General features: G+C 60.6%; 21 protein-coding genes. 10 read left to right on the forward strand and 11 right to left on the reverse strand.

Annotated features, from left to right (window positions below; translation table 11 throughout):
• Window positions 1–145 precede the first annotated feature (145 nt).
• Window positions 146–1186 carry an Ldh family oxidoreductase gene (locus tag F8N62_RS08680; RefSeq protein ID WP_150710569.1) on the forward strand — a complete coding sequence of 347 codons (1041 nt, stop codon included), beginning with the start codon at window positions 146–148 and terminating at the stop codon, window positions 1184–1186.
• A gap of 152 nt (window positions 1187–1338) precedes the next feature.
• On the opposite strand, the gene F8N62_RS08690 is transcribed toward F8N62_RS08680, so the two are convergent.
• The gene (locus F8N62_RS08690) at window positions 1339–1656 is read right to left on the reverse strand and encodes a DUF883 family protein (RefSeq protein WP_064677549.1); all 318 of its coding nucleotides are present in this window, start codon (window positions 1654–1656) and stop codon (window positions 1339–1341) included.
• A gap of 164 nt (window positions 1657–1820) precedes the next feature.
• Between F8N62_RS08690 and F8N62_RS08695 the strand changes: the two genes are divergently transcribed.
• Window positions 1821–2072, forward strand: a complete 252-nt coding sequence (locus tag F8N62_RS08695) for a hypothetical protein (RefSeq protein WP_150710570.1) — start codon at window positions 1821–1823, stop codon at window positions 2070–2072.
• A 9-nt stretch (window positions 2073–2081) separates the two neighbouring features.
• Here the strand turns inward: F8N62_RS08695 and F8N62_RS08700 are convergent, their stop codons facing one another.
• Window positions 2082–2990: a LysR family transcriptional regulator gene (locus F8N62_RS08700; RefSeq protein ID WP_150710571.1), complete on the reverse strand. Its 909-nt coding sequence runs from the start codon at window positions 2988–2990 to the stop codon at window positions 2082–2084.
• A gap of 84 nt (window positions 2991–3074) precedes the next feature.
• Here F8N62_RS08700 and F8N62_RS08705 point away from each other — a divergent pair, with 84 nt between their 5' ends.
• Complete coding sequence (locus F8N62_RS08705) at window positions 3075–3998, forward strand: carbon-nitrogen hydrolase family protein (RefSeq protein ID WP_150710572.1); 924 nt, start codon at window positions 3075–3077, stop codon at window positions 3996–3998.
• A 164-nt stretch (window positions 3999–4162) separates the two neighbouring features.
• On the opposite strand, the gene F8N62_RS08710 is transcribed toward F8N62_RS08705, so the two are convergent.
• The 3 genes from F8N62_RS08710 to F8N62_RS08720 form a co-directional block, all read right to left on the reverse strand.
• Window positions 4163–4636: an LEA type 2 family protein gene (locus F8N62_RS08710; RefSeq protein ID WP_150710573.1), complete on the reverse strand. Its 474-nt coding sequence runs from the start codon at window positions 4634–4636 to the stop codon at window positions 4163–4165.
• Between the two features lie 59 nt (window positions 4637–4695).
• Window positions 4696–6168: a nucleobase:cation symporter-2 family protein gene (locus F8N62_RS08715; protein ID WP_150710574.1), complete on the reverse strand. Its 1473-nt coding sequence runs from the start codon at window positions 6166–6168 to the stop codon at window positions 4696–4698.
• 171 nt (window positions 6169–6339) lie between these two features.
• Entirely contained in the window at window positions 6340–7233 is an 894-nt protein-coding gene (locus F8N62_RS08720) for a LysR family transcriptional regulator (protein ID WP_150710575.1), read from the reverse strand.
• Between the two features lie 101 nt (window positions 7234–7334).
• On the opposite strand from F8N62_RS08720, the gene F8N62_RS08725 reads away from it, so the two are divergent.
• Window positions 7335–8426 carry a polyamine ABC transporter substrate-binding protein gene (locus tag F8N62_RS08725; RefSeq protein ID WP_150710576.1) on the forward strand — a complete coding sequence of 364 codons (1092 nt, stop codon included), beginning with the start codon at window positions 7335–7337 and terminating at the stop codon, window positions 8424–8426.
• Between the two features lie 21 nt (window positions 8427–8447).
• Window positions 8448–9407: an agmatinase gene (gene speB / locus F8N62_RS08730; protein ID WP_150710577.1), complete on the forward strand. Its 960-nt coding sequence runs from the start codon at window positions 8448–8450 to the stop codon at window positions 9405–9407.
• 185 nt (window positions 9408–9592) lie between these two features.
• Here the strand turns inward: speB and F8N62_RS08735 are convergent, their stop codons facing one another.
• Window positions 9593–10645: an aldo/keto reductase gene (locus F8N62_RS08735; RefSeq protein WP_150710578.1), complete on the reverse strand. Its 1053-nt coding sequence runs from the start codon at window positions 10643–10645 to the stop codon at window positions 9593–9595.
• Between the two features lie 149 nt (window positions 10646–10794).
• On the opposite strand from F8N62_RS08735, the gene zapE reads away from it, so the two are divergent.
• A complete protein-coding gene (gene zapE / locus F8N62_RS08740; protein WP_150710579.1) occupies window positions 10795–11913 on the forward strand; it encodes a cell division protein ZapE in 1119 nt (372 codons plus the stop codon).
• A gap of 16 nt (window positions 11914–11929) precedes the next feature.
• Entirely contained in the window at window positions 11930–12511 is a 582-nt protein-coding gene (locus F8N62_RS08745) for a DinB family protein (protein WP_150710580.1), read from the forward strand.
• A gap of 155 nt (window positions 12512–12666) precedes the next feature.
• On the opposite strand, the gene F8N62_RS08750 is transcribed toward F8N62_RS08745, so the two are convergent.
• The 3 genes from F8N62_RS08750 to F8N62_RS08760 all read right to left on the reverse strand — a co-directional run bounded on the left by F8N62_RS08750 (window position 12667) and on the right by F8N62_RS08760 (window position 15151).
• On the reverse strand, window positions 12667–12867 hold the full coding sequence (locus tag F8N62_RS08750) for a hypothetical protein (RefSeq protein ID WP_150710581.1): 201 nt from the start codon (window positions 12865–12867) through the stop codon (window positions 12667–12669).
• A 158-nt stretch (window positions 12868–13025) separates the two neighbouring features.
• Window positions 13026–14771, reverse strand: coding sequence for a phosphoethanolamine transferase CptA (locus F8N62_RS08755; protein WP_150710582.1), 1746 nt, complete (start codon window positions 14769–14771; stop codon window positions 13026–13028).
• Window positions 14772–14968: 197 nt separating this feature from the next.
• The gene (locus F8N62_RS08760; RefSeq protein ID WP_008029917.1) at window positions 14969–15151 is read right to left on the reverse strand and encodes a DUF6026 family protein; all 183 of its coding nucleotides are present in this window, start codon (window positions 15149–15151) and stop codon (window positions 14969–14971) included.
• Between the two features lie 270 nt (window positions 15152–15421).
• Between F8N62_RS08760 and gnd the strand changes: the two genes are divergently transcribed.
• The 3 genes from gnd to F8N62_RS08775 are packed head-to-tail and all read left to right on the forward strand — an operon-like array spanning window position 15422 to window position 18740.
• Entirely contained in the window at window positions 15422–16402 is a 981-nt protein-coding gene (gene gnd, locus F8N62_RS08765) for a phosphogluconate dehydrogenase (NAD(+)-dependent, decarboxylating) (RefSeq protein ID WP_150710583.1), read from the forward strand.
• Window positions 16399–17922, forward strand: coding sequence for a glucose-6-phosphate dehydrogenase (zwf, locus tag F8N62_RS08770; RefSeq protein WP_150710584.1), 1524 nt, complete (start codon window positions 16399–16401; stop codon window positions 17920–17922). Before gnd ends, zwf begins: the two co-directional genes overlap by 4 nt.
• Window positions 17919–18740: an HAD family hydrolase gene (locus F8N62_RS08775; protein WP_150710585.1), complete on the forward strand. Its 822-nt coding sequence runs from the start codon at window positions 17919–17921 to the stop codon at window positions 18738–18740. The genes zwf and F8N62_RS08775 overlap by 4 nt, the downstream gene beginning before the upstream one ends.
• 108 nt (window positions 18741–18848) lie before the next feature.
• On the opposite strand, the gene nhaB is transcribed toward F8N62_RS08775, so the two are convergent.
• Together nhaB and F8N62_RS08785 are read right to left on the reverse strand one after the other, a co-directional pair.
• Window positions 18849–20351, reverse strand: a complete 1503-nt coding sequence (nhaB, locus tag F8N62_RS08780) for a sodium/proton antiporter NhaB (protein ID WP_150710586.1) — start codon at window positions 20349–20351, stop codon at window positions 18849–18851.
• A 79-nt stretch (window positions 20352–20430) separates the two neighbouring features.
• Complete coding sequence (locus F8N62_RS08785; RefSeq protein ID WP_150710587.1) at window positions 20431–21714, reverse strand: hypothetical protein; 1284 nt, start codon at window positions 21712–21714, stop codon at window positions 20431–20433.
• Window positions 21715–21849 lie beyond the last annotated feature (135 nt).

Consider the following 21849-nt stretch of genomic DNA (forward strand, 5'->3'; position numbering starts at 1 on the left):
CGACGGTGGTAGATAGTTAACGCACGGGTTGCCGGTGACTGTGCGCGCAGGTTTACCGAATAGTTGACAGGCTGCCGCTCGCGCGTGGTTAATCAGCGGTCTTCGTACGCTGTTGCCCCCTCCAATAATTAGTCTGGAGCTTCAGATGTCTGCGCCACTCGATTCCGCGTCTCCTGTTGTCTCGCAAAACCTGTCCCTCGCTGAGTTGACGGCCTTGCTTGAGAAGATTTTCCTGCGCCACGGCACTTCGTCCACCGTCGCTCGGGTGCTGGCCGAAAACTGCGCCGGTGCCGAGCGCGACGGTGCTCACAGTCATGGTGTGTTTCGAATACCCGGTTATGTGTCGACGCTCAAAAGCGGCTGGGTCAATGGCCAGGCGGTGCCGGTGGTCGAGGACGTGGCGTCGGGGTTCGTGCGGGTCGATGCCGGCAATGGTTTTGCGCAACCGGCCCTGGCAGCTGCACGCGCCTTGCTGGTGGAAAAAGCTCGCAGCGCCGGGATCGCGGTGCTGGCAATCCGCAATTCCCATCATTTCGCGGCACTCTGGCCGGACGTCGAGCCCTTCGCCTATGAAGGGCTGGTGGCGTTGAGCGTGGTCAACAGCATGACCTGTGTGGTGCCGCATGGCGCCGATCGGCCGCTGTTCGGCACCAACCCGATTGCCTTCGCCGCGCCGCGGGCCGACGGCGATCCGATTGTCTTCGACCTGGCCACCAGCGCCATCGCCCATGGCGATGTGCAGATCGCCGCGCGCAAGGGTGAACGCTTGCCCCCAGGCATGGGTGTGGACAGCCTCGGCCAGCCGACCCAGGACCCGAAAGCGATTCTGGAAGGTGGCGCACTGCTGCCGTTTGGCGGACACAAGGGGTCGGCGTTGTCGATGATGGTGGAACTGTTGGCGGCCGCGTTGACCGGCGGCCATTTCTCCTTCGAGTTCGACTGGTCGAACCATCCGGGCGCCAGGACGCCGTGGACCGGGCAATTGTTGATCGTCATCGACCCGAGCAAATCGGCGGGGCAGAGCTTTGCCGAGCGCAGTCAGGAATTGGTGCGGCAAATGCACGGTGTAGGGCTGAAGCGATTGCCGGGTGATCGACGGCATGCTCAACGGAAAAAGTCCGCGGCGGGGGGGATTGAGCTGGAAGCGGAAACGTTGGCGAGTTTGCGGGAACTGGCGGGGGACTAACGGTCGACAATGGATCCTGTGGGAGCGAGCTTGCTCGCGATGACGGTGGATCAGTCCATACTGATGTTGGCTGATAAAACGCCATCGCGAGCAAGCTCGCTCCCACAGGGGTTTGCATTCAGCTGACAGGAATCAGCTCGTTGCCGAGCGGTTTAGCGCCGACCCAGCAACAACCCCACCACCAAACCAAACCCGGCGGAAATCGCCACGGTTTGCCACGGATGACCACCGATGTAGGTTTCCGTGGCTTCCACGGCGGGGAGGGTGCGGTCTCGTACGCTGGTCACCGAATCCCGTGCCTGCTGGAGCTTCTGGGCGATTTGCCCGCGCAGGGTGTCCGCTTCCTCACCGACCAGTGAGGCACTGCTTTTAAGCAGTTTTTCCGATTCTTCTATCAAAGCCTGTAGTTCGCTGAAGGCCTGATCCTTGATTTGGTCTTCGGCGACTTGTGCGGCGGTTTTCCGGGCCATGGGTTACTCCTTGCAGGTGAATAAGCAGTGAACAATGGAGTCTGCGGCGGCTGAAAAAGTTGCAGCGATTTTGCCCGCAGACGTCACCCTGTAGAAAAATCCAGCGCAGGACATTTCTTCCTACAGTGTAAGATGGCGCCAATTTACGCAGCAGGAAAATCCACATGAGCTTCAACCTGGCCGACAAACCCCTCGCCGAGCGCGCGGCACTTGAAGATGAAAAATCCCGTCTGTTCGAGCTCTGGCAAAACAACCTGGGCAAAGCCAAGGGCGAAGCCGCACGGTTGTTCGGCGAGCGCGCCAAGCGCAAGGGCAAATGGGCCGAGTGGGTCCGGTCCGAACTCGATGCCATGTCGCCACCGGAATTCGCGAACATGGTGCGCAGTGAAGTCAATCGGTTGATGGCCGCCAAATAACACGCGACGTCACACAAAACACGCGGCAATCGCCTCACGCACTTTCAACACCACCGGTTCGAGTTGCGTGCTGGTGCGCCAGCCCAGTTCGATCGGGTATCGCGGCAACGCCAGGGGGCAGGGCAGCAGCGCCAGACCACAGAGCGCTGCGATGCTCTGGGCGGCATGCGCCGGAATGGTCGCCACGGCCTGGCTGCCCTTGAGCAGATGCGGCAACGCCGCGAAGTGCGTGGTCGAGGCGCATACCCGCCGGCTTAAACCCAGCGCCGCCAAACCTTCGTCGGTGATCCCGATGAAGCCGCCCGATGACACCAGAATATGGTCGCGGGCGACGAACTCGTCGAGGCTGATGGTTTGCTGCCCCTCGGCCAGACTCAGCGGATCCACCAGGCACAAATAGGCGCCTTCCCCCAACACCTGACGACTGAGCAAGCGCTCGGCAAACCCACCGGCCGTAATCGCCAGGTCGATGCTGCGTTCCATCAACGCCTGCGCGACGACCTGGCTGTGGGTCTGGCGGAAGATCAACCGCAGCTTCGGCGCACAACGGGCGATTTCGTCGATCAAACGACGTCCGTAGGCGATTTCGAAGTCATCCGACAAACCGACCGTGACCGAGCGGCCCTCGTAGTGGTGGGCGGCCGGATCGACCATCGCCAGGCTCTGCCGGCATTTGTTCAGCGCGTCGCTGACCACCGGTTTCAACTGATTGGCCTTGAGTGTCGGCGCAAGCCCTCGGCCGGTGCGCACGAACAGCTGATCGCCGTACACCTCGCGCAGGCGGCGCAACGCCGCGCTGACCGCCGATTGCGTCACCCCCAGACGCAGTGCCGCACGGCTGGCGCTGGACTCTTCGTGCAGGGCTTCAAAGACTTTGAGCAGGTTGAGATCAACCGCAGCGATATTCATTTGGTTCATATCATTCAGCAGCGTAAGGGGCTTTATTCATGATCCGGTGCCGCTGGAGAATGAGCAACCCCCGACGTGAATGGAGTGACCGTGATGCCCAAGTCAATCGTTGCAGCGCTGCAAATCGGTGCTTTGCCCGGCGGCAAGGCCGAGACCCTGGAACAGATTCTTTCTTACGAAAACGCCATTGTGGAATCCGCCGCAGCGTTGGTGGTGATGCCCGAAGCCGTGCTCGGCGGCTATCCGAAAGGTGAGGGTTTCGGCACTCAACTGGGTTATCGGCTGCCGGAAGGGCGTGAAGCGTTTGCCCGATATTTCGCCAACGCCATTGACGTGCCCGGCGTGGAAACCGACGCCTTGGCCGGGCTGTCGGCGCGTACGGGAGCGAACCTGGTGATCGGTGTGATCGAGCGTGCCGGCAGCACCTTGTATTGCACCGCGCTGTATTTCGATCCGCAGGCCGGACTGGTCGCCAGGCATCGCAAACTGATGCCGACCGGTACCGAGCGACTGATTTGGGGCAAGGGGGATGGTTCGACGCTGCCGGTGATCGACAGCCAGGTCGGGCGAATCGGCGCCGTGGTGTGCTGGGAAAACATGATGCCGCTGCTGCGCACAGCGATGTACGCCAAGGGTGTGGAAATCTGGTGTGCGCCGACGGTGGACGAGCGCGAGATGTGGCAGGTGAGCATGCGTCACATCGCCCATGAAGGACGCTGCTTTGTGGTCAGCGCCTGTCAGGTTCAGGATTCACCGCAAGCGCTGGGCGTGGAGATTGCCAACTGGCCAGCGCAGCGACCGCTGATCTCTGGCGGCAGTGTCATCGTCGGGCCGATGGGCGACATTCTGGCCGGACCGCTGCGTGACACCGCAGGTTTGCTCACGGCCGAGATCGACACCGACGACCTGATCCGCGCACGTTACGACTTCGACGTCGTCGGCCACTACGCGCGTGCGGACGTGTTCGAATTGAGCGTCGACGAACGCGCCAAACCCGGCGTGCGTTTCAACACATAACCCACAACGTGGCAGTGAGCCAATGTGGCGAGGGGATTTATCCCCGTTCGGCTGCGAAGCAGTCGTAAAACCATTGTGTGCGGTACACCTATACAACACGGTTTCCGAGCTTGGGGCCGCTTCGCAGCCGAACGGGGATAAATCCCCTCGCCACAAAGGTTTACTCACCAAGTACCCGTCACGGTCCCCGGCAAACTGAGCTTGCCACTGTCGGTGAATCGCATCGTGCCGAACAAGCCTCCCGCAAGTTTTCCGCGCAAGACATAAGGCAGGTTGTTCAGGGTCTGGGTCTGGCTCAGGCCGAATGTCTGGCGCAATACCGAGAACGCCGAAACGCTCACGGGAACGGTCAGCACCGTCTCGGAGAAGCGCGCAATCGAGCCCGACTGGTCGCTGACGCCGGCGGCGAGGGGCTGGCCGTTGACTTCCAGGTCCACGGCCACGCCGTTGTAGTCGATCGCATTTTCATTGGGGTTCTGCACGCGGATTTTCACCGCGAAACGCACTTCCATGTCCTGGCTTTGCAGCGGTTCGAAACCGACCACGTTGATGTTCAGCGGATCGCGATTGGGCAGCAGGGCGCAGGCGCTCAGGGACAGCAACAGCAGGGAAAGGACAACGGCGTGGACACTGCGCATGAACGGGCTCTCGTGTAGAAAAAAGGCTGAACCGACGGCGGCTCAGCCTTCGAGCCTGACTATCGGTTCAACTGTGCGACCGCCTCCGGCCGGGCGGGTTCACCTTTGGCCGGGACATCCGGGTTTTCCATGACCTGCAGGATCGAGGCTTCCGGATCGAAATCGTCTTCCTCCAGCTCGATGAATTCTTCGGGCAGGAAGATGTTCAGCACGATAGCGCACAACGCACCGACGGTGATCGGCGATTCAAAGATGTTGTGCAACGCTGTCGGCAACTCGCGCAACACCTCCGGCACCGCCGCGACGCCCAGGCCCATGCCAAGGGAAATCGCCACGATCAGCATGTTGCGCCGGTGCAGGCCGGCCTCGGCGAGAATCTTGATCCCGGCCACCGCAACGGTGCCGAACATCACCAGTTCGGCGCCACCGAGCACCGGCTTGGGCATCAGTTGCAGCACCGCGCCAATCATCGGGAACAACCCCAGTACCACCAGCAGGCCGGCGATGAAAAATGCCACGTAACGGCTGGCCACGCCGGTCAGTTGGATCACCCCGTTGTTCTGCGCGAAGGTGACCATCGGCATGCTGTTGAACACGGCGGCCATGGCCGAATTGAGGCCGTCGGCGAGCAAGCCGGACTTGATCCGCCGGATGTAGATCGGGCCTTTGACCGGCTGCCGGGAAATCATCGAGTTGGCGGTCAGGTCACCCGCAGCTTCCAGCGGCGACACCAGGAAGATCACTGCCACCGGCACGAATGCCACCCAGTCGAAGTTGAAACCGTATTTGAACGGCACCGGCACGCTCATCAGCGGCACGTCAGGCATGCTGCTGAAATCCACGTGGCCCATTAGCCAGGCAACGACGTAGCCCAAAGTCAGGCCGATGACGATGGCGCCAAGACGCAGGAACGGCACGTCCACCCGGTTCAGCACGACGATGGTGCCCAACACCAATGCCGCCAGCGCCAGGTGACTGGCGGCGCCAAGGTCGGGCGCGCCAAAACCGCCGGCGATGTCGGTCATCGCCACTTTGATCAGCGACAGGCCCATCAACGTGATGATGGTTCCGGTCACTACTGGCGTGATCAGCATTCGCAGCTTGCCGATGAATTGGCTCAGCACCACTTCGATGAACGCGGCGAAGAAACACACACCGAAGATCGTCGAAAGAATCTCATCGGTCCCGCCGCCGCGGGCCTTGACCATGAACCCGGCGCTGAGGATCACGCTGATAAATGAAAAGCTGGTGCCTTGCAGGCACAGCAGGCCGGAGCCGATCGGGCCGAACCGTCGCGCCTGAACGAAAGTGCCCAGCCCCGAAACGAACAGCGCCATGCTGATCAGATAGGGTATTTCACTTTGCAAGCCAAGGGCGCTGCCCATGATCAGGGTCGGGGTGATGATGCCGACGAAACTGGCGAGTACATGCTGCAATGCGGCGAAGACGGTGGCGGTCAGGTGCGGGCGGTCGTCGAGGCCGTAGATCAGGTCGCTGTGGCGCGGGGCAGGGGCTTTTTCAGAGGCGGTCATGGTGGTTTGCGTGCCGATTGGCGAGCCGGGTCAGAAAATGGAGGCGCAGGATGCCAGAACGCTCCGGCCACAGCAAAAGGAACAGGGTCAAAAGATCGCAGCCTTCGGCAGCTCCTACACCGAATCCCTGTAGGAGCTGCCGACGGCTGCGATCTTTTGATCTTTCAACCCTCAGGCGAACGCCGCAAGCAGATCCTGTTCAAACGCTTTCTGCGCATCCCCCGGCACCTGCGCACGATGGCGGGCTAGATGGAACGCCACGTCAAAACTCAGATCCGGTCGCTGCACCGCCCGCAACAAGCCCTTGTCTTCCCAGCTGCGTGCAAAGTGGCTGGGTAAATACCCGACATGCTTGCCGGACAGAATGAAGGCGAGGGTGCCTTCGACCTGTTCGGCCCGCGCCGAGCACTTCTTCCCCTGAAACGGCTCGTCGCTGCGCAGAAAACGGTAGGGATGATCCACCCGGTCGCACGCTTGCAGTGCGTGGTCGTCCGGTGCCTCATCGGTAAACAGCGGATGCCCGGGGGCGCAGTACAAATGCTGGGTTTCACTGAACAACTGGCGGTAGTCAAAAGCGCTTTGTACTTGTGAGAAATAGCCGATCGCCAGGTCCAGGCGCTGTTGCAACAGCAAGCGCTCCATTTCACCGGGCATGGCGCTCATCAGTTCGATACGCACCGATTCGTCGCGCTCGCGAAACCGCCGAATCGCGTCCGCCACCCGTTGCAGCACCGATTGGTCCAGCGCCTCGGACAAACCCAAACGCACCTCGCCGATCAAGCGGCCGGCCACGCCGTTGGATTGATGACGGAACGCTTCGATGGACTCGAACAGCCCGCGCGTCGCGATCAGCAGCTGTTCGCCCTTCGGGGTGATCTTGAACCCCCCTTTGCCGCGACTGCACAAACGATAGCCGAGCCGGGTTTCGAGCCGGGCCATTTGCTGGCTGATGCTCGACTGGCTCAGGCCCAGCTCACCCTGGGCCGCGCTGAAACCACCGCACTCCACCACGCTGACGAACAGACGCAACAGTTGCAGATCCACATCGTGAAGCTGGCCGAGCATCAAACATTACTCCGCAATAAAGTCAGGATAATTGACTTGGTATTTTTGCAATGTATCCGACGACGCATGCTGCAGCCACTTCCTCTGGTCAGGTGTTCGTCATGGGTCCCTCGTTCAAGCTGTGTTTACCCGCACTGTTCCTTGCCATGGCGCTGTCCGCCCAGGCCGAGGATAACGTCGTCAACCTCTACAGCTGGGCTGATTACGTCGCGCCGCAAACCCTGCAGCGCTTCGAGCAGGAAACCGGCATTCACGTGCGCTACGACACGTTCGATTCGTCGGAAGTGCTCGAAACCAAGTTACTCACCGGCGGCAGCGGTTATGACGTGGTGGTGCCATCGTCCAGCGTTCTGGCGCGGGGTTTGGCGGCGGGCGCGTTGAAGGCGATTCCCCGCGAAGGGCTCAAGGGGTACGCCAACCTCGATCCGGATTTGCTGGAGAAACTGGCTGCGGTCGATCCCGGCAATCGCTACGGCGTGCCGTATACCTGGGGCACTCTGGGATTGGGGATGAATGTTGAAGCAGTGAAACAGCGTCTGCCGAACGTGCCACTCAACAGCCTCGATCTGCTGTTCAAACCGCAATACGCCAGCCAGCTGAAAGACTGTGGCATTGCGATACTCGATTCGCCGCAAGAAGTCATCGGCCTGGCGCTGCACTATCTGGGTAAAGATCCCTACAGCACGGACAAGGCTGATCTGACAGCCGCTGAAGCCTTGTTGCGTCAGTTGCAGCCGAATGTGCTGTACGTCGCCACCGGGCGGCAGATCAGCGATCTGGCCAATGGCAGTGTATGCCTGGCATTGACCTACAACGGTGACGCGAGCATGGCCGCCGATCAGGCGCGCAAGGCCAACAAGCCCTATGAAGTGGCTTACCGGATTCCGCAGGAGGGTACGCTGGTCTGGCAGGACAATCTGGCGATCCCCAAGGATGCGCCGCACCCCGAAGCCGCCCGTGCCTTTATCGAATTCATGTTGCGCCCCGAGTCGGTCGCGGCGCTGACCAATACGCTGTTCTTTGCCACGGCCAACCAGGCGGCGACATCGCTGGTGGATGAGGCGGTGCGCACCGATCCGGACATTTACCCGCTCGCCGAGGTGCGCGCAAGGCTGTATGCCGACCGCAGCATGAGCCTCAAGGACATGCGTCAGCGCACCCGCTTGTGGACCGCTTTCCGTAGCCGCCAGTAAATCATCAAGAAGGAGCACCTGATGGACGTCCCTGTGCAAAACGATCAGGCCATGACCCGCGACAGCCTCTATGGAACTGCCGCGGAAAGTACCTACGCCGGTATCACCAGTTTCATGCGTCGTCGCTACAGCCGTGACTTGCGTGGCGTCGATGTCGTGGTCAGCGGCGTACCGTTCGACACCGCCACCAGCAACCGCCCCGGCGCGCGATTCGGACCGCGAGGCATCCGTGCGGCGTCGACCGGGATTGCCTGGGAACGGCACTGGCCGTGGACGTTCGACCCGTTCGACCATCTGGCGGTGATCGACTACGGCGATTGCGCCTTTGATTACGGCGCGCCGCATTCGGTGCCCGAAAGCATCGAAGCCCACGCCGAGCACATTCTGAATGCCGGTTGCGCGATGCTGACGTTCGGCGGCGATCACTTCATTAGCTACCCGCTGCTCAAAGCCCATGCGCGCAAACATGGCGCGCTGTCGCTGATCCACTTCGACGCGCACAGCGACACCTGGCCGGACGAAGAGGGCAAGCGGGTCGATCACGGCACCATGTTCTGGCACGCGGCCAAAGAAGGTCTGGTCGATCCGGCGCGTTCGGTACAGATTGGCTTGCGCACCACCAATGATGATCATCAGGGTTTTGAAGTACTGGATGCGCGGCACGTGCATCGCCGTGGCGTGGATGCGATTGTCGAAGCCATCCGGGCGCGGGTCGGCGACAACCCGGTGTACCTGACGTTCGACATCGACTGCCTCGATCCGGCGTTCGCCCCGGGCACCGGAACGCCGGTGTGCGGCGGCTTGAGCACGGTGCAGGCGCTGGAAATCCTCGGCGGGTTGCGCGGGATCAACCTGGTGGGCATGGACGTAGTGGAAGTGGCGCCGGCCTATGACAGCGCGGACATAACCTCACTGGCGGCGGCGACATTGGCGATGGAAATGCTGTGTTTGTTTGCGGCTAAACACAAGGTCGACCAGTAACACCGACCCATGTGGGAGCGAGCCATTGTGGTGAGGGGATTTATCCCCGTTCGGCTGCGAAGCAGTCGCAAAATCAGTGGGTTCGTTCTATCTGACGCACCCTGATTACAGAATCTGGGGCCGCTACGCGACCCAACGGGGATAAATCCCCTCACCACAAGGCTCGCTCCCACATTTGATCTTTGTCAGGCGACGGGGATTATCGGCAGGTCGAGGGTTACGCCGCCGCTAAACCGGGCAAACGACCCGCTGATCGATTCATGCGGCACACCTTTTGGCACGTCGCTGATCTCATCAAGGCGCGACACCTGTTCCTCACTCAACTGCACATTCAACGCCCCGAGCGTGGCATCCAGCTGCTCACGAGTGCGCGAACCCAGAATCGGGATCAGCGCCGTTGTCGAGCGTCGGGCTTTTTCCCGCAGCCAGGCGATGGCCACGTGCGTCGGGCTGGCGTTCAGCTCTGCCGCTACGGCGAGCAGGGTGTCGAGCAGGGCGGTTTCACGGGCACTTTTCTCGGCGTGGACCAGCATGCCCAGTTTGGCGGCGCGGTTGTTCTCGTCGCCGGAGCGGTACTTGCTGGTGAGAAACCCGCCACCCAATGGCGACCATAAGGTGGCGGCCAATCCCAACGCTTCAGCCATCGGCAGTTGCTCACGTTCGGCGGTGCGTTCGGCGAGGCTGTATTCAGCCTGAATCGCGGCGATCGGCGCGTAGCCGCGAACCTCGGCGAGCAAGTCGGCACGGGCGATGCGCCATGCCGGGAAATTCGACAGCCCGGCGTAATGAATCTTGCCGGCGCGCACCAGGTCATCAAAACCGCGCAGGATCTCTTCCATTGGCGTCACACCGTCACTCATGTGCGCCCAGAACAGGTCGATGTGATCAGTCTTGAGCCGGGTCAGGCTTTCCTCTACGGCGCGGACCATGTTCTTGCGGTTGTTGCCGGTGTGGGAAATACCGTCGGCGGGCGTAGTCCCCAGGGTGTATTTGGTGGCGATAACCAGACGATCGCGCTCAGCAGCGATAAATTCGCTGAGCATGACTTCCGACTGGCCGCCCTGGTACCCGTTGGCGGTATCGATGAAATTGCCACCGGCCTCAAGGTAACCATCGAAAATGCGTTTGGCTTCATCGCGCTCGGCGCCGTGGCCCCAGCCCGTGCCGAAATTGCCGGCGCCCAGCGCCAGTTCCGAGACGCGCAAGCCGGTTTTTCGGCCGAAAACTTTGTAATGCATGGGTCGACTCCTGAGGAATGGGGCTGCGATTCGAATATAGATTCTCTACAACATGTATTTAATATGATGCGAGTAATATATGCCGTCAAGGCGCTTTTTCATCCGCCGCGAAAGGGCCGACCGTCGGTCTGCGTGCCATACTGCCGCGCATGAATGTCGACTCCCCCCTAAGCGCCTGGCAGCACGCCATCGAACACAAGGGCTTCGTCCAGGACGAAGCGCAGGAACACGCTGTCTGGGCGCTGCAAAAATGCTATGAAGCGCTGCACGCAGGCCATGCGCCGGTGACGGGCGTTTACCTGTGGGGCCCGGTCGGGCGCGGCAAGACCTGGTTGATGGACCAGTTTTACCAAAGCCTGCAAGTCCCGGCGCGGCGCCAGCACTTTCATCATTTCATGGGTTGGGTGCATCAGCGTTCGTTTCAGCTGACCGGTACCCCGGACCCGCTGAAAGCGCTGGCACGCGAGTTGAGCGAAGAGGTGCGGGTGCTGTGTTTCGACGAACTGTTCGTCAACGACATCGGCGACGCGATCATTCTCGGCCGCCTGTTTCAGGTGATGTTCGATCAGGGCGTGGTGGTGGTCTGCACCTCTAACCAACCGCCGGATCAGCTGTACGCCGATGGCTTCAACCGCGACCGTTTCGTGCCGGCCATCGAGGCGATCAAGCGGCACATGCAGGTGATCGCGGTGGATGGCAGCGAAGATCATCGGTTGCATCCCGGTGCCGGTTTGCAACGCTATTGGGTCGCGGCCTCCGGGCAGCAGAGTGCGTTGAGTGAAGTGTTCAAGGCGTTGACCGTCGGACAACCGGTTTCCACTGCGCCGGTCAAGGTCGGCCACCGAACGCTGAATGTGGTTCAGGCCAGCGCCGACGTGCTCTGGTGCCGGTACGCCGACCTTTGCGAACAACCCTTCGCCGCCATGGATTTCATGGCCCTGTGTGACACCTTCAAGGCTATTCTGTTGAGTGACGTGCCCAACCTCAGCGCGCAGAAACGCGCCGGACGCATCGCCCGTGGCACTGAAGACGGTGTTGAACGGGTTGTGGCAGGTGACCGCGAATTGCCGCAGTTGTCCGTCCACGATGATGGCGTGCGGCGTTTCATTGCCCTGGTCGACGAATGCTACGACCGCAAGGTGCCGCTTTATCTGGAGGCCCAGGTGCCAATGGAATCGCTCTACACCGAGGGCTACCTGGAATTCCCGTTCCGCCGCACCCTCAGCCGGTTACAGGAAATGCAGCTGGAGCGCTTCGCCGACGCGTGATCAAGGAGCCGCGAACATGAATCAGCCGCTGTCTCATCATCTGCTGACCATGGCCTATCAGAACGCCTGGGCCAACCATCGGCTGGCCAACGCCTGGGGCCGTTTAAGTGCCGAAGACCTGACGGCGCCACGGGTCAGTTTCTTTCCCAGCCTGCGCGCGACCCTCAATCATATTCTGACCTGCGACTGGTTCTACGTGGATGCGCTGGAGCGTGAGTTGCGCGGGGATGCGCCACACACCGATTGTTATCAGTTTTTCGCTGAAGACGAACCGTGCACCGCCGCGGCGGATCTGCAGCGTGAACAGGTTCAGGTGGACCGCCGTCTGATTGCCTACTGCGAGCAAATGCGCGACGCAGACTTGGGCAAGATCGTGACGATTGCCCGGGACATCCCGCAGCACGACAGTCGATTACGCCTGCTTTCGCACTTGTTCGAACACCAGATCCATCATCGCGGGCAGGTGCACGGGATGCTCAGCGCAACGTCGATCGCGCCGCCGCAACTGGACGAGTTTTTCTGCGCCGGAGAGGCGGGGTTGAGGGCGGCGGATTTTGCTGAGCTGGGGTGGACCGAGGCGTTGATTTGGGGGCATTGAAGAGCGAAAGATCGCAGCCTTCGGCAGCTCCTACAGGGGGGCGGCGTTCCAAATGTAGGAGCTGCCGCAGGCTCGGGCCGCGTTCGGACGATCTTTTGATTTGCCCCCTGTAGGAGCAGCTTGTCGACGCTCCTACAGTGGGTGAATCACCCCCGTCAGCGCTTGTAATGCTCGGTCATTTGCGCCGTTTGGTCGTCCGGAACCCGGACCTCGGCGGTTTGCTGACTTTGATTCTCCTGTTGGCTGAGCCGCAAGCTTTCGTAGTAATAACGCATGCGTTCTGCACCGCCTTCGGCGAGTGCGCCGGCCGAGACAAATGTCATCAGGCCAGCAATGAGCAAGGGTGTACGTTTCATGGTTCGCCTCCCATAACGGATATCGGGTGCCTTCCATCCATGAAGCAATGTTGCGAGAACATTATCTGCCGATTCCGTTAAATGGGAATTACCGCGCCTGAGCTCCCGACCAAGCACATGAGCCAAGAAAAAGAGGCCTGAATCGGCCCCTTGAATGTTTACTGTTGCACGACTTGCGCCGTGTCTGACTTCACCTTGGGTTTGATCAGGCTGAAGTCGATCAGCGCCTTTTGCTCGCGCTCATACGGATTGCCGATCATCAAAGGCCGCGGTTTGAAGCTGTCGCTGACCAGGCTTTTGCTGTGATCGAGTTCATCAAAACTCAGGCCCGCCATGTCGGCCCAGGTATGAATCAGGTGCGAGCTGCTGTACGGCCGCCCCAGATCGCCGGCAAAGCTCCAGTCATGGCTTTGTCGCCATTTCGGTGATGCCCAGGCCATGAAGGGAATGGTGTACATCGGGGCCGTCGGCTTGGCTTCGTTGCGGCCCAGGGTGCTATGGCCGGAAGAGTCGAAGACGTCTTCGCCGTGGTCGGAGAGGTACAGCAAAAAGCCATTCGGGTCGGTCTTGGCGTAGTCCTTGATCAGGCTCGAGACCACGAAATCGTTGTACAGCACCGCGTTGTCATAGCTGTTGTACGTGGGCAACTGATCGTCACGCACGCCGTCCGGCACGCCCTTGCGGTCCTTGAACTTGTCGAACGTCGAAGGGTAGCGGTACTGGTAACTCATGTGCGTGCCGAGCAGGTGCACGACGATCAATTTGCGTGGCGCCGCGTCGGTCAGGGCCTTGTTGAACGGCTCGATCACATCGCCGTCGTATTGGGCGGCGTTCTGGTTGCGGTTGTTGTTCAGGTACACCTGCTCGTCGGCCTGCTCGGAGAAGGTCGTGAGCATGGTGTTGCGCTTGGTCATGGTCTGCTGGTTGGTGATCCAGAAGGTCTTGTAGCCGGCCTGTTTCATCATGCTGACCAACGACGGAGTGGACAGGTACAGGTCCGGATTTTCTTCGTCGGCGAAGGTCAGCACTTGCTGCAGCGCCTCGATGGTGTAGGGGCGCGGGGTGATGACGTTGTCGAAAACCGCCAGTTGATCCTTGAGTTTGTCCAGTTCCGGCGTGGTTTCGCGCGGGTAACCGTAAAGGCTCATGCGCTGGCGGTTGGTGGATTCACCAATGACAAGCACCAGCGTGGCCGGTTGATTGGCCATCGCATCCTTGAGGTTATGCAGCGGTGGAATCTTGCTCGCGCTGTCGAGCATGTCCTGCATACCAGCCAACGTGTCGAGGTAGCGGTGATAGGCCACGGCCATCTGCCAGGGCACCGCAGGCTCGATGCGGGTTTCGAATTTCTCGAAGCCGGCGGCAAGACTGCCCATGCGCACGGTCTGTTTGATCATCGGATAGCCGATCACCGCCACCAGGATCGCCGTCGCCGCCACTAGCGCGCGGCCGCGGGGCATGTACACCGGGCGCAAGCGAGTCCACAGGAAATAGGCGAACAAGGTGTGAGCGAGGAATGCCGCGACCATCCACCAGGCGAAGTATTGGGTCATGTACTCGCCGGCTTCAGATATGTTCGACTCGAACATGATGAAGATGACGCTCTGGGAAAATTCCTGTTGATAGATGAAGAAATAACCCAGGCTCGCCATGGAGCAGGCCCACAGCACCACGCCGATCACCGCGGCCAACACACGGGTCTGCCGTGGGAACAGCAGCATCGGCGCCAGCCAGATCGCGCTCATTACGAACGCCTGACGGAACCCGGAGAAACCGGAAGTGCCCGTCAACTGGATCAGCAGTTGGGTGATACCGGAAAAGTACCAGAAGAACAGGAAGAGCCAGAGAAACCCTGCCCAATCAAAACCTTGCGCAGTCGAACTGCTGCGTTTGAACCAAGCCATTGCGCGCTCCAGCGAGATCACTTTTCAGCGTCGGGACCGGAAATCGCCGACGAACGGGCACCGCGCGAAGACCGGGCGGCCGTAAGGAGCCGGAGTATCAACAAGGCGGTGTGAAAGTTTTGTGAGCTGATATTGCAGGAGAATCGCGAAGGCGTATCGGAAACAGCGCGGCGCCGTTTCCGATTCAGGCGAGGGGGTCAGGCGTGGGGTGCACGCAGGGTGACAGGCATCGGCTGAGCCTGGATTCCTTGCGTCAGGAGGCGTAATTGCTCGACTTCCTGCTTCAGCTGGTCGCGCTCGTCTTTCAACTGGCGCAATTCATCGCGACGGATCGTGACGTAAAGGGTTTGTGCTGGCCGTGCTGCTTGTACTGTGCCCATTGCTCACCTCGCAAATGGCTGTCTCAACTGTAAATCCGCCCCGACATCGGTGCTTATTTACTATCGGCGCCAATTTTGATTTCTTTTGCCCCTGAAGGGAACTTTTTTATTTTTGATGGTCGTTGTGTCTTCGGCACGATTCCAGACGTTATCAGTCTGGATCGGGCACAATGCCCGGAAACTTCACGCCAACGCTCTGGACTAACCCACATTAGTCGCGTTGGGCTATAACCTTTGACACACTTTATTTGTAGTAGGGAGCATCAGCACATGCAACTCGGGATTATTGGACTGGGCCGCATGGGCGGCAATATTGCGCGGCGCCTGATGCTCAATGGGCACACCACCGTTGTTTACGACCGCAATACCGCCTTCGTCGATAACCTGGCCGCCGAGGGCGCCAAAGGCGTTATCGACCTGCCGGCACTGGTCTCGGGCCTGGCCAAGCCACGAGCGGTCTGGGTCATGCTGCCGGCCGGCGCACCGACCGAAGACACCATCGACACCCTGAGCAACCTGCTCGAGCCCGGCGATACCATCATCGACGGCGGCAACACCTTCTATAAGGACGACATCCGCCGGGCCAAAACCCTGTCGGAAAAAGGCCTGCACTACATCGACGTCGGCACCTCCGGCGGCGTCTGGGGCCTGGAACGCGGCTACTGCATGATGATCGGCGGCGAAGCCGAGGTGGTTAAACGCCTTGATCCGCTGTTCGAAAGCCTGGCCCCGGGCATCGGCGACATTCCTCGTACCAAAGACCGCAAGTCGGACGATGACCGTGCCGAGCGCGGCTACATTCACGCCGGTCCAGCGGGCTCTGGCCACTTCGTCAAGATGATCCACAACGGCATTGAATACGGAATGATGCAGGCCTTCGCCGAAGGCTTCGACATCCTCAAGACCAAGGCCAGCGAAAACCTGCCGGAAGACCAGCGCTTCGACCTCAACGTGGGCGACATCGCCGAAGTCTGGCGTCGTGGCAGCGTGGTGTCTTCGTGGCTGCTCGACCTGACCGCCGACGCGTTGGCCAGCGACCCGAAACTCGAGGGTTACTCCGGCTCCGTGGCTGACAGCGGTGAAGGTCGCTGGACCATCGAAGCCGCCATGGAACAATCGGTGCCCGTACCGGTGCTGTCGAACTCGCTGTTCTCGCGCTACCGTTCGCGCGGGCAGGGCACCTTTGGCGACAAAATTCTCTCGGCCCAGCGCTTCGGCTTCGGCGGCCACGTGGAGACTGCGAAAAAATGACCGGACTGATCCGCAATAAATCCAAGGCAGAACCCGCGCCACCGACCACGCTGTTCCTGTTCGGTGCCCATGGTGACCTGGTCAAGCGTCTGTTGATGCCGGCGCTGTACAACCTGAGTCACGACGGTCTGCTTGGGGATGGACTGCGGATCATCGGCGTTGACCACAACGCCATTACCGACGAAGCGTTTGCGCAGAAGCTCGAAGATTTCATTCGCGGCGAAGTGGCGAGCAAGGTCGGCAAGGGCGATCAAGCCCTGGATCCGGTGCTGTGGGCCAAATTGGCGAAGGGCATCAGCTACGTCCAGGGCGACTTCCTGGACGACAGCACTTATCAGGCGCTGGCGGCGAAAATCGCCGCCAGCGGAACCGGCAATGCGGTGTTCTACCTGGCCACCGCGCCACGTTTTTTCAGCGAAGTGGTGCGTCGTCTCGGCGCCGCCGGTTTGCTGCAAGAGACGCCGGACGCCTTCAGAAGGGTGGTCATCGAAAAACCCTTCGGTTCCGATCTGCACACCGCCCAAGCCTTGAACGGTTGCCTGCTCAAGGTCATGACGGAAAACCAGATTTACCGGATCGATCACTATCTGGGCAAGGAAACCGTGCAGAACATTCTGATCAGCCGGTTTTCCAACAGCCTGTTTGAAGCGTTCTGGAACAACCACTACATCGACCACGTGCAGATCACCGCCGCCGAAACCGTCGGCGTGGAAACCCGTGGCAGTTTTTACGAGCACACCGGCGCCCTGCGGGACATGGTGCCCAATCACCTGTTCCAGCTGTTGGCGATGGTGGCCATGGAACCGCCAGCCGCTTTTGGCGCCGATGCGGTTCGCGGCGAAAAAGCCAAAGTCGTTGGCGCGATTCGTCCCTGGTCAGTCGAGGAGGCGCGGGCCAACTCGGTGCGCGGCCAGTACGCGGCTGGTGAGGTGGGCGGCAAGCTGTTGCCGGGTTATCGCGAGGAAAACAACGTTTCGCCCGACAGCACCACCGAAACCTACGTCGCGCTCAAAGTCATGATCGACAACTGGCGCTGGGTCGGCGTGCCGTTCTACCTGCGCACCGGCAAGCGCATGAGCGTGCGCGACACCGAGATCGTCATCTGCTTCAAACCGGCGCCTTATGCGCAGTTCCGCGATACCGAGGTCGATGAGCTGCAGCCGACCTATCTGCGGATCCAGATTCAGCCCAATGAAGGCATGTGGTTCGACCTGCTGGCCAAGCGCCCGGGTCCGGCGTTGAAAATGGCCAATATCGAATTGGGTTTTGCCTACAAGGATTTCTTTGAAATGCAGCCGTCCACCGGCTACGAAACCCTGATCTACGATTGCCTGACCGGCGATCAGACGCTGTTCCAGCGCGCCGACAATATCGAGAACGGCTGGCGCGCCGTGCAACCGTTCCTCGACGCCTGGCAGCAGGACGCGAGCGTCCAGAGTTACGCGGCGGGTGACGACGGGCCGAAGGCGGCCGAAGATTTGCTGACTCGCGACGGCCGCGTCTGGCATGGCCTCGGATGAGTGAGGCAACGCAACAGCCGATCCGGTTTCTGCTCAGTGACATGGACGGCACCTTGCTGCTGCCCGATCACAGCCTCAGCCAGCGCACCATCGAGGCCGTGCGTTCATTGCGCGAGGCGGGCGTGTTGTTCAGCCTGGCCACCGGTCGCCCGCCCAAAGCCATGTTGCAGCAGATCGAGGCCCTGGGTGTCGACCTGCCGACGGCGGCGTTCAACGGCGGCACGATCGTCAACCCGGATGGCAGTTTGCTGGTTGCGCATTACTTGCCAGCAACGGCTGCGTTGATCGCCCTGGCGTTGTTTGCCGACAGGCCGGATGTCGAAGTCTGGGTATTCAGCGGCGGCGACTGGCTGCTGAAAGACCCGAACGGGCCGATGGTGCCGAGGGAGCAACATGGCCTGGGGTACCCGCCGGTGGTGGTGGAGAGTTTCGAGCCGTATCTGCAACGCATCGACAAAATCGTCGCGACCAGTCACAACACCGACTTGCTGATCGAGCTGGAAGCGCTGTTGCTGCCCAAAGTCGAGGGCCAGGCGCAGGTGTCGCGTTCGCAACCGGTGTATCTGGACGTGACTGCGATGCAGGCGAACAAGGGCGACGCACTGGCGACACTGGCCGGATTCCTCGGTGTGCCGCTGGAGCAGACTGCCGCGATGGGGGATGGTGGCAACGACCCGGCGATGTTTCATCGCGCGGGCTTGTCGATTGCCATGGGTCAGGCGGAGGAAGCGGTGAAGCGCCAGGCCGATGTGGTGACCGGGGCCAACACCGAAGACGGCGCGGCTCAGGCGATCGAGCGGTACATCCTGAAACGCTAATCCCACCGTAGGAGCTGCCGAAGGCTGCGATCTTTTGCTCTTCGGTGGCTCATCAAAGAGAAGAGCAAAAGATCGCAGCCTTCGGCAGCTCCTACAGGGGGCCGGGGTTTACAGCCAATAGCTCACGGCATACCACCCCAGCACACCCATCACCACCGTATACGGCAACGCCATCCACACCATTCGCCCATATGACAGGCGAATCAGCGGCGCAATCGCCGACGTAAGCAGAAACAGAAACGCGGCCTGACCATTCGGTGTCGCCACGCTTGGCAGGTTGGTGCCGGTGTTGATTGCAATCGCCAGCGTCTCGAAATGCTCACGGCTCATGTGGCCTGAGACGAAGGCCTGTTTGACTTCCGTGATGTAAATAGTCGCGACGAACACGTTGTCGCTGATCGCCGACAGCAAACCGTTGGCGATGAACAACATGCCCGGTTGTTGCTCCACCGGCAGGGCCAGCACCCACTGGATCAGGGGCGTGAACAACTGCTGATCGTGAATCACCGCCACTACCGCAAAAAACACCACCAGTAACGCGGTGAACGGCATGGCGTCCTTGAAGGCGCTGCCCAGACGGTGCTCGTCGGTGATGCCGGTAAACGCGGTGATCAGCACGATCACCATCAAGCCGATCAGGCCCACTTCCGCCACGTGAAACGCCAGGCAACCAATCAGAATCAGCGCGGCCAGCCCCTGAACGATCAACGCCGCGCGTTGCCGCGAGGTGCGCTCGAAGTTGTCTTCGGCAGCGTAATTGGCCAGCACGGTACGCACGTTGTCCGGCAGCAGCGTGCCGTAACCGAACCAGCGCAGTTTCTCCAGCAACACACAGGTCACCAGACCCGCCACCAGCACCGGCAGCGAAACCGGCGCGACTTTCAAAAAGAACTCCAAAAAGTGCCAGCCCATTTCATGGCCGATCAACAGGTTTTGCGGCTCGCCCACCAGCGTGCACACGCCGCCCAGTGCGGTACCTACGGCGCCATGCATCAACAGGCTGCGCAGAAAGGCGCGGAACTGCTCGAGGTCATCGTGATGGAGTTTGGGCAGCTGCTGGTCATCGCTCAATTCGCTGTCCTTACGCGGGTCGTTGCCCGAGGCGACCCGGTGATACACCGAATAGAACCCCACGGCTGAACTGATGATCACCGCGGTCACGGTCAAGGCATCGAGAAAGGCCGAAAGAAACGCCGACAGAAAGCAGAACATCAGCGAGAGCATCGCTTTGGAGCGGACCCCGAGCAGCAAGCGCGAGAACAGAAACAGCAACAGGTCTTTCATGAAGTAGATGCCGGCCACCATGAACATCAGCAGCAGTATCACCGGAAAGTTGTGCACCAATTCGTCATACAGCGCTTGCGGCGTCGTCAACTTCAGCAACAGCGCCTCGACCAGCAGCAACCCACCCGGCATCAGCGGATAACACTTGAGCGCCATCGCCAGGGTAAAGATGAACTCCAGCACCAGCAGCCAGCCGGCCGCTACGGGACCCACGGTCCACAACACCAGCGCATTGAGAATCAGGAAGCCGACAATGCACGCCTTGTACCAGCGCGGGGAGTGCCCGAGAAAGTTGTGCGCAAACGCCTGGGCCATTGAACCGGACATTGGCTACTCCTTGTATTAAGAAGCGCGCAAGTTGCCGTAAGCCGAAGGGAAGATCAAGTGTAGGAAACGTCAGAGTGGTTTATCCCAGATACCGTGCGACGATTGCCCGGTAGTTGCCATCCAGCGAATAACCTCCTACGACGATGTTGCCATCGTCCTGCACGGCCACCGACGTCGCGGTGTCGAGGCTGCGACCCAGACGCGTGCGGACCCAACCGACGCCATTGCCGAACGCGTGATCGGGCTGTCCATCCGGCGTGTATCGGGCCAGCAGGAAGTCAGCTTCAACGCCCCCGATGGTGGCGCCAAAGGTCAGTACGCTGCCGTCTGCAAGTCGCTGAGCGGCGGTCCACTGAGAACCGCCGATTTCCAGCAACTGCGGCTGGCCACCGTTGCAATGAATGTCCGGACGACCGTTACTGTGGACCTTCAGCGCCATGCACTGCATCGGGTCGCGGCTGCTGCCGAAACACAGCACATCGCCATTGTTTTGCTGAACAATTTGGCTGACCTGCGCGTTGCGCCCCTGGGCCGTGAAACTCATGAAGCCGTCCAGGGCAAAACTGTCGTCGCGGCGGCCGTCACTGTGATAGCGCGCTAGCAAGCCTTCTTCAGGGAAATTGATCGAGCCACCGACCAGAATCCGGCCGTCGCGTTGCACCAGCAGACTGCTGAGCCAGGTGTTCATCAGCAGGTGCCGGACCAGCACGAAGCCGCGACCGTTGAAGCTGCAGTCCAGCGCTCCGTCGGCGTTGAGTCGGATCACCAGGCCGACGTGATCGCCCAGGACAAATTGATGATTGGCCAGCAGCAGGATTTGCCCGTTTGGCTGAACGCAGACATCACAGGCTTCGGCACCGGGGACGCCGGGGGGTAGCCAGGTGTCGCGGACGCCGTGGGAAAGATTACCCGGCAGGCGTACGACGCAGCGTCCGTTGTCCGCGAAGGATTGAACCGGCTGACCGTCTTGGTCAAAGAGTGCGAGGGCGGGCAGTGAACTCTGCGGGTTTTCGTACTGCAGGCCGGCCAGCAAAATGCGTCCATCGGCCAGGATCACTACTTTGCCCGCCATAGCCTCGAAGCCCGGTTCGAACTGACCGATGACGCTGCCTTGGTGACCGAATGTCAGATCCGCCGAGCCGTCTTCGAGCAAGCGAGCCAGGCCAAATCGACTCCCGCCCGGGGTGCCGACCTTCGCAGCGACGAGCAGTCTACCCTGTGAATCAACGGCGACCCCGTTAGCCATGCTGGAAATACTGCCGGCGAAATACACCTGGATTTTGCCGTTGCCGGCAAAGGCAGTGTCGAGCGTTCCGGCGTCATTGCGCGTTAGGGGTGAGGGTGGGGCGATCTGGATTGACATGCACGCTTCTCCTTGCGAGTCGTCTTTATCCAGGAGTGGGCTGGCGACTGGGAGATATTCAATCCCTGAATGGAAGGATGCACAACTGACAGAACTAACAGGCGGAGGGTCGCTTTGTGCCAGAACATTGTCTTT

The sequence above is a fragment of the Pseudomonas fluorescens genome, from assembly GCF_902497785.1.
Taxonomy (GTDB): domain Bacteria; phylum Pseudomonadota; class Gammaproteobacteria; order Pseudomonadales; family Pseudomonadaceae; genus Aquipseudomonas; species Aquipseudomonas fluorescens_BO.

What these genes read in the sequence shown, in the direction of transcription:
- F8N62_RS08680 (WP_150710569.1), top strand. Translation starts at nt 146, where the DNA reads ATGTCTGCGCCACTCGATTCCGCGTCTCCTGTTGTCTCGCAAAACCTG.
- F8N62_RS08690 (WP_064677549.1), bottom strand. Translation starts at nt 1,656, where the DNA reads ATGGCCCGGAAAACCGCCGCACAAGTCGCCGAAGACCAAATCAAGGAT.
- F8N62_RS08695 (WP_150710570.1), top strand. Translation starts at nt 1,821, where the DNA reads ATGAGCTTCAACCTGGCCGACAAACCCCTCGCCGAGCGCGCGGCACTT.
- F8N62_RS08700 (WP_150710571.1), bottom strand. Translation starts at nt 2,990, where the DNA reads ATGAACCAAATGAATATCGCTGCGGTTGATCTCAACCTGCTCAAAGTC.
- F8N62_RS08705 (WP_150710572.1), top strand. Translation starts at nt 3,075, where the DNA reads ATGCCCAAGTCAATCGTTGCAGCGCTGCAAATCGGTGCTTTGCCCGGC.
- F8N62_RS08710 (WP_150710573.1), bottom strand. Translation starts at nt 4,636, where the DNA reads ATGCGCAGTGTCCACGCCGTTGTCCTTTCCCTGCTGTTGCTGTCCCTG.
- F8N62_RS08715 (WP_150710574.1), bottom strand. Translation starts at nt 6,168, where the DNA reads ATGACCGCCTCTGAAAAAGCCCCTGCCCCGCGCCACAGCGACCTGATC.
- F8N62_RS08720 (WP_150710575.1), bottom strand. Translation starts at nt 7,233, where the DNA reads ATGCTCGGCCAGCTTCACGATGTGGATCTGCAACTGTTGCGTCTGTTC.
- F8N62_RS08725 (WP_150710576.1), top strand. Translation starts at nt 7,335, where the DNA reads ATGGGTCCCTCGTTCAAGCTGTGTTTACCCGCACTGTTCCTTGCCATG.
- speB (WP_150710577.1), top strand. Translation starts at nt 8,448, where the DNA reads ATGGACGTCCCTGTGCAAAACGATCAGGCCATGACCCGCGACAGCCTC.
- F8N62_RS08735 (WP_150710578.1), bottom strand. Translation starts at nt 10,645, where the DNA reads ATGCATTACAAAGTTTTCGGCCGAAAAACCGGCTTGCGCGTCTCGGAA.
- zapE (WP_150710579.1), top strand. Translation starts at nt 10,795, where the DNA reads ATGAATGTCGACTCCCCCCTAAGCGCCTGGCAGCACGCCATCGAACAC.
- F8N62_RS08745 (WP_150710580.1), top strand. Translation starts at nt 11,930, where the DNA reads ATGAATCAGCCGCTGTCTCATCATCTGCTGACCATGGCCTATCAGAAC.
- F8N62_RS08750 (WP_150710581.1), bottom strand. Translation starts at nt 12,867, where the DNA reads ATGAAACGTACACCCTTGCTCATTGCTGGCCTGATGACATTTGTCTCG.
- F8N62_RS08755 (WP_150710582.1), bottom strand. Translation starts at nt 14,771, where the DNA reads ATGGCTTGGTTCAAACGCAGCAGTTCGACTGCGCAAGGTTTTGATTGG.
- F8N62_RS08760 (WP_008029917.1), bottom strand. Translation starts at nt 15,151, where the DNA reads ATGGGCACAGTACAAGCAGCACGGCCAGCACAAACCCTTTACGTCACG.
- gnd (WP_150710583.1), top strand. Translation starts at nt 15,422, where the DNA reads ATGCAACTCGGGATTATTGGACTGGGCCGCATGGGCGGCAATATTGCG.
- zwf (WP_150710584.1), top strand. Translation starts at nt 16,399, where the DNA reads ATGACCGGACTGATCCGCAATAAATCCAAGGCAGAACCCGCGCCACCG.
- F8N62_RS08775 (WP_150710585.1), top strand. Translation starts at nt 17,919, where the DNA reads ATGAGTGAGGCAACGCAACAGCCGATCCGGTTTCTGCTCAGTGACATG.
- nhaB (WP_150710586.1), bottom strand. Translation starts at nt 20,351, where the DNA reads ATGTCCGGTTCAATGGCCCAGGCGTTTGCGCACAACTTTCTCGGGCAC.
- F8N62_RS08785 (WP_150710587.1), bottom strand. Translation starts at nt 21,714, where the DNA reads ATGTCAATCCAGATCGCCCCACCCTCACCCCTAACGCGCAATGACGCC.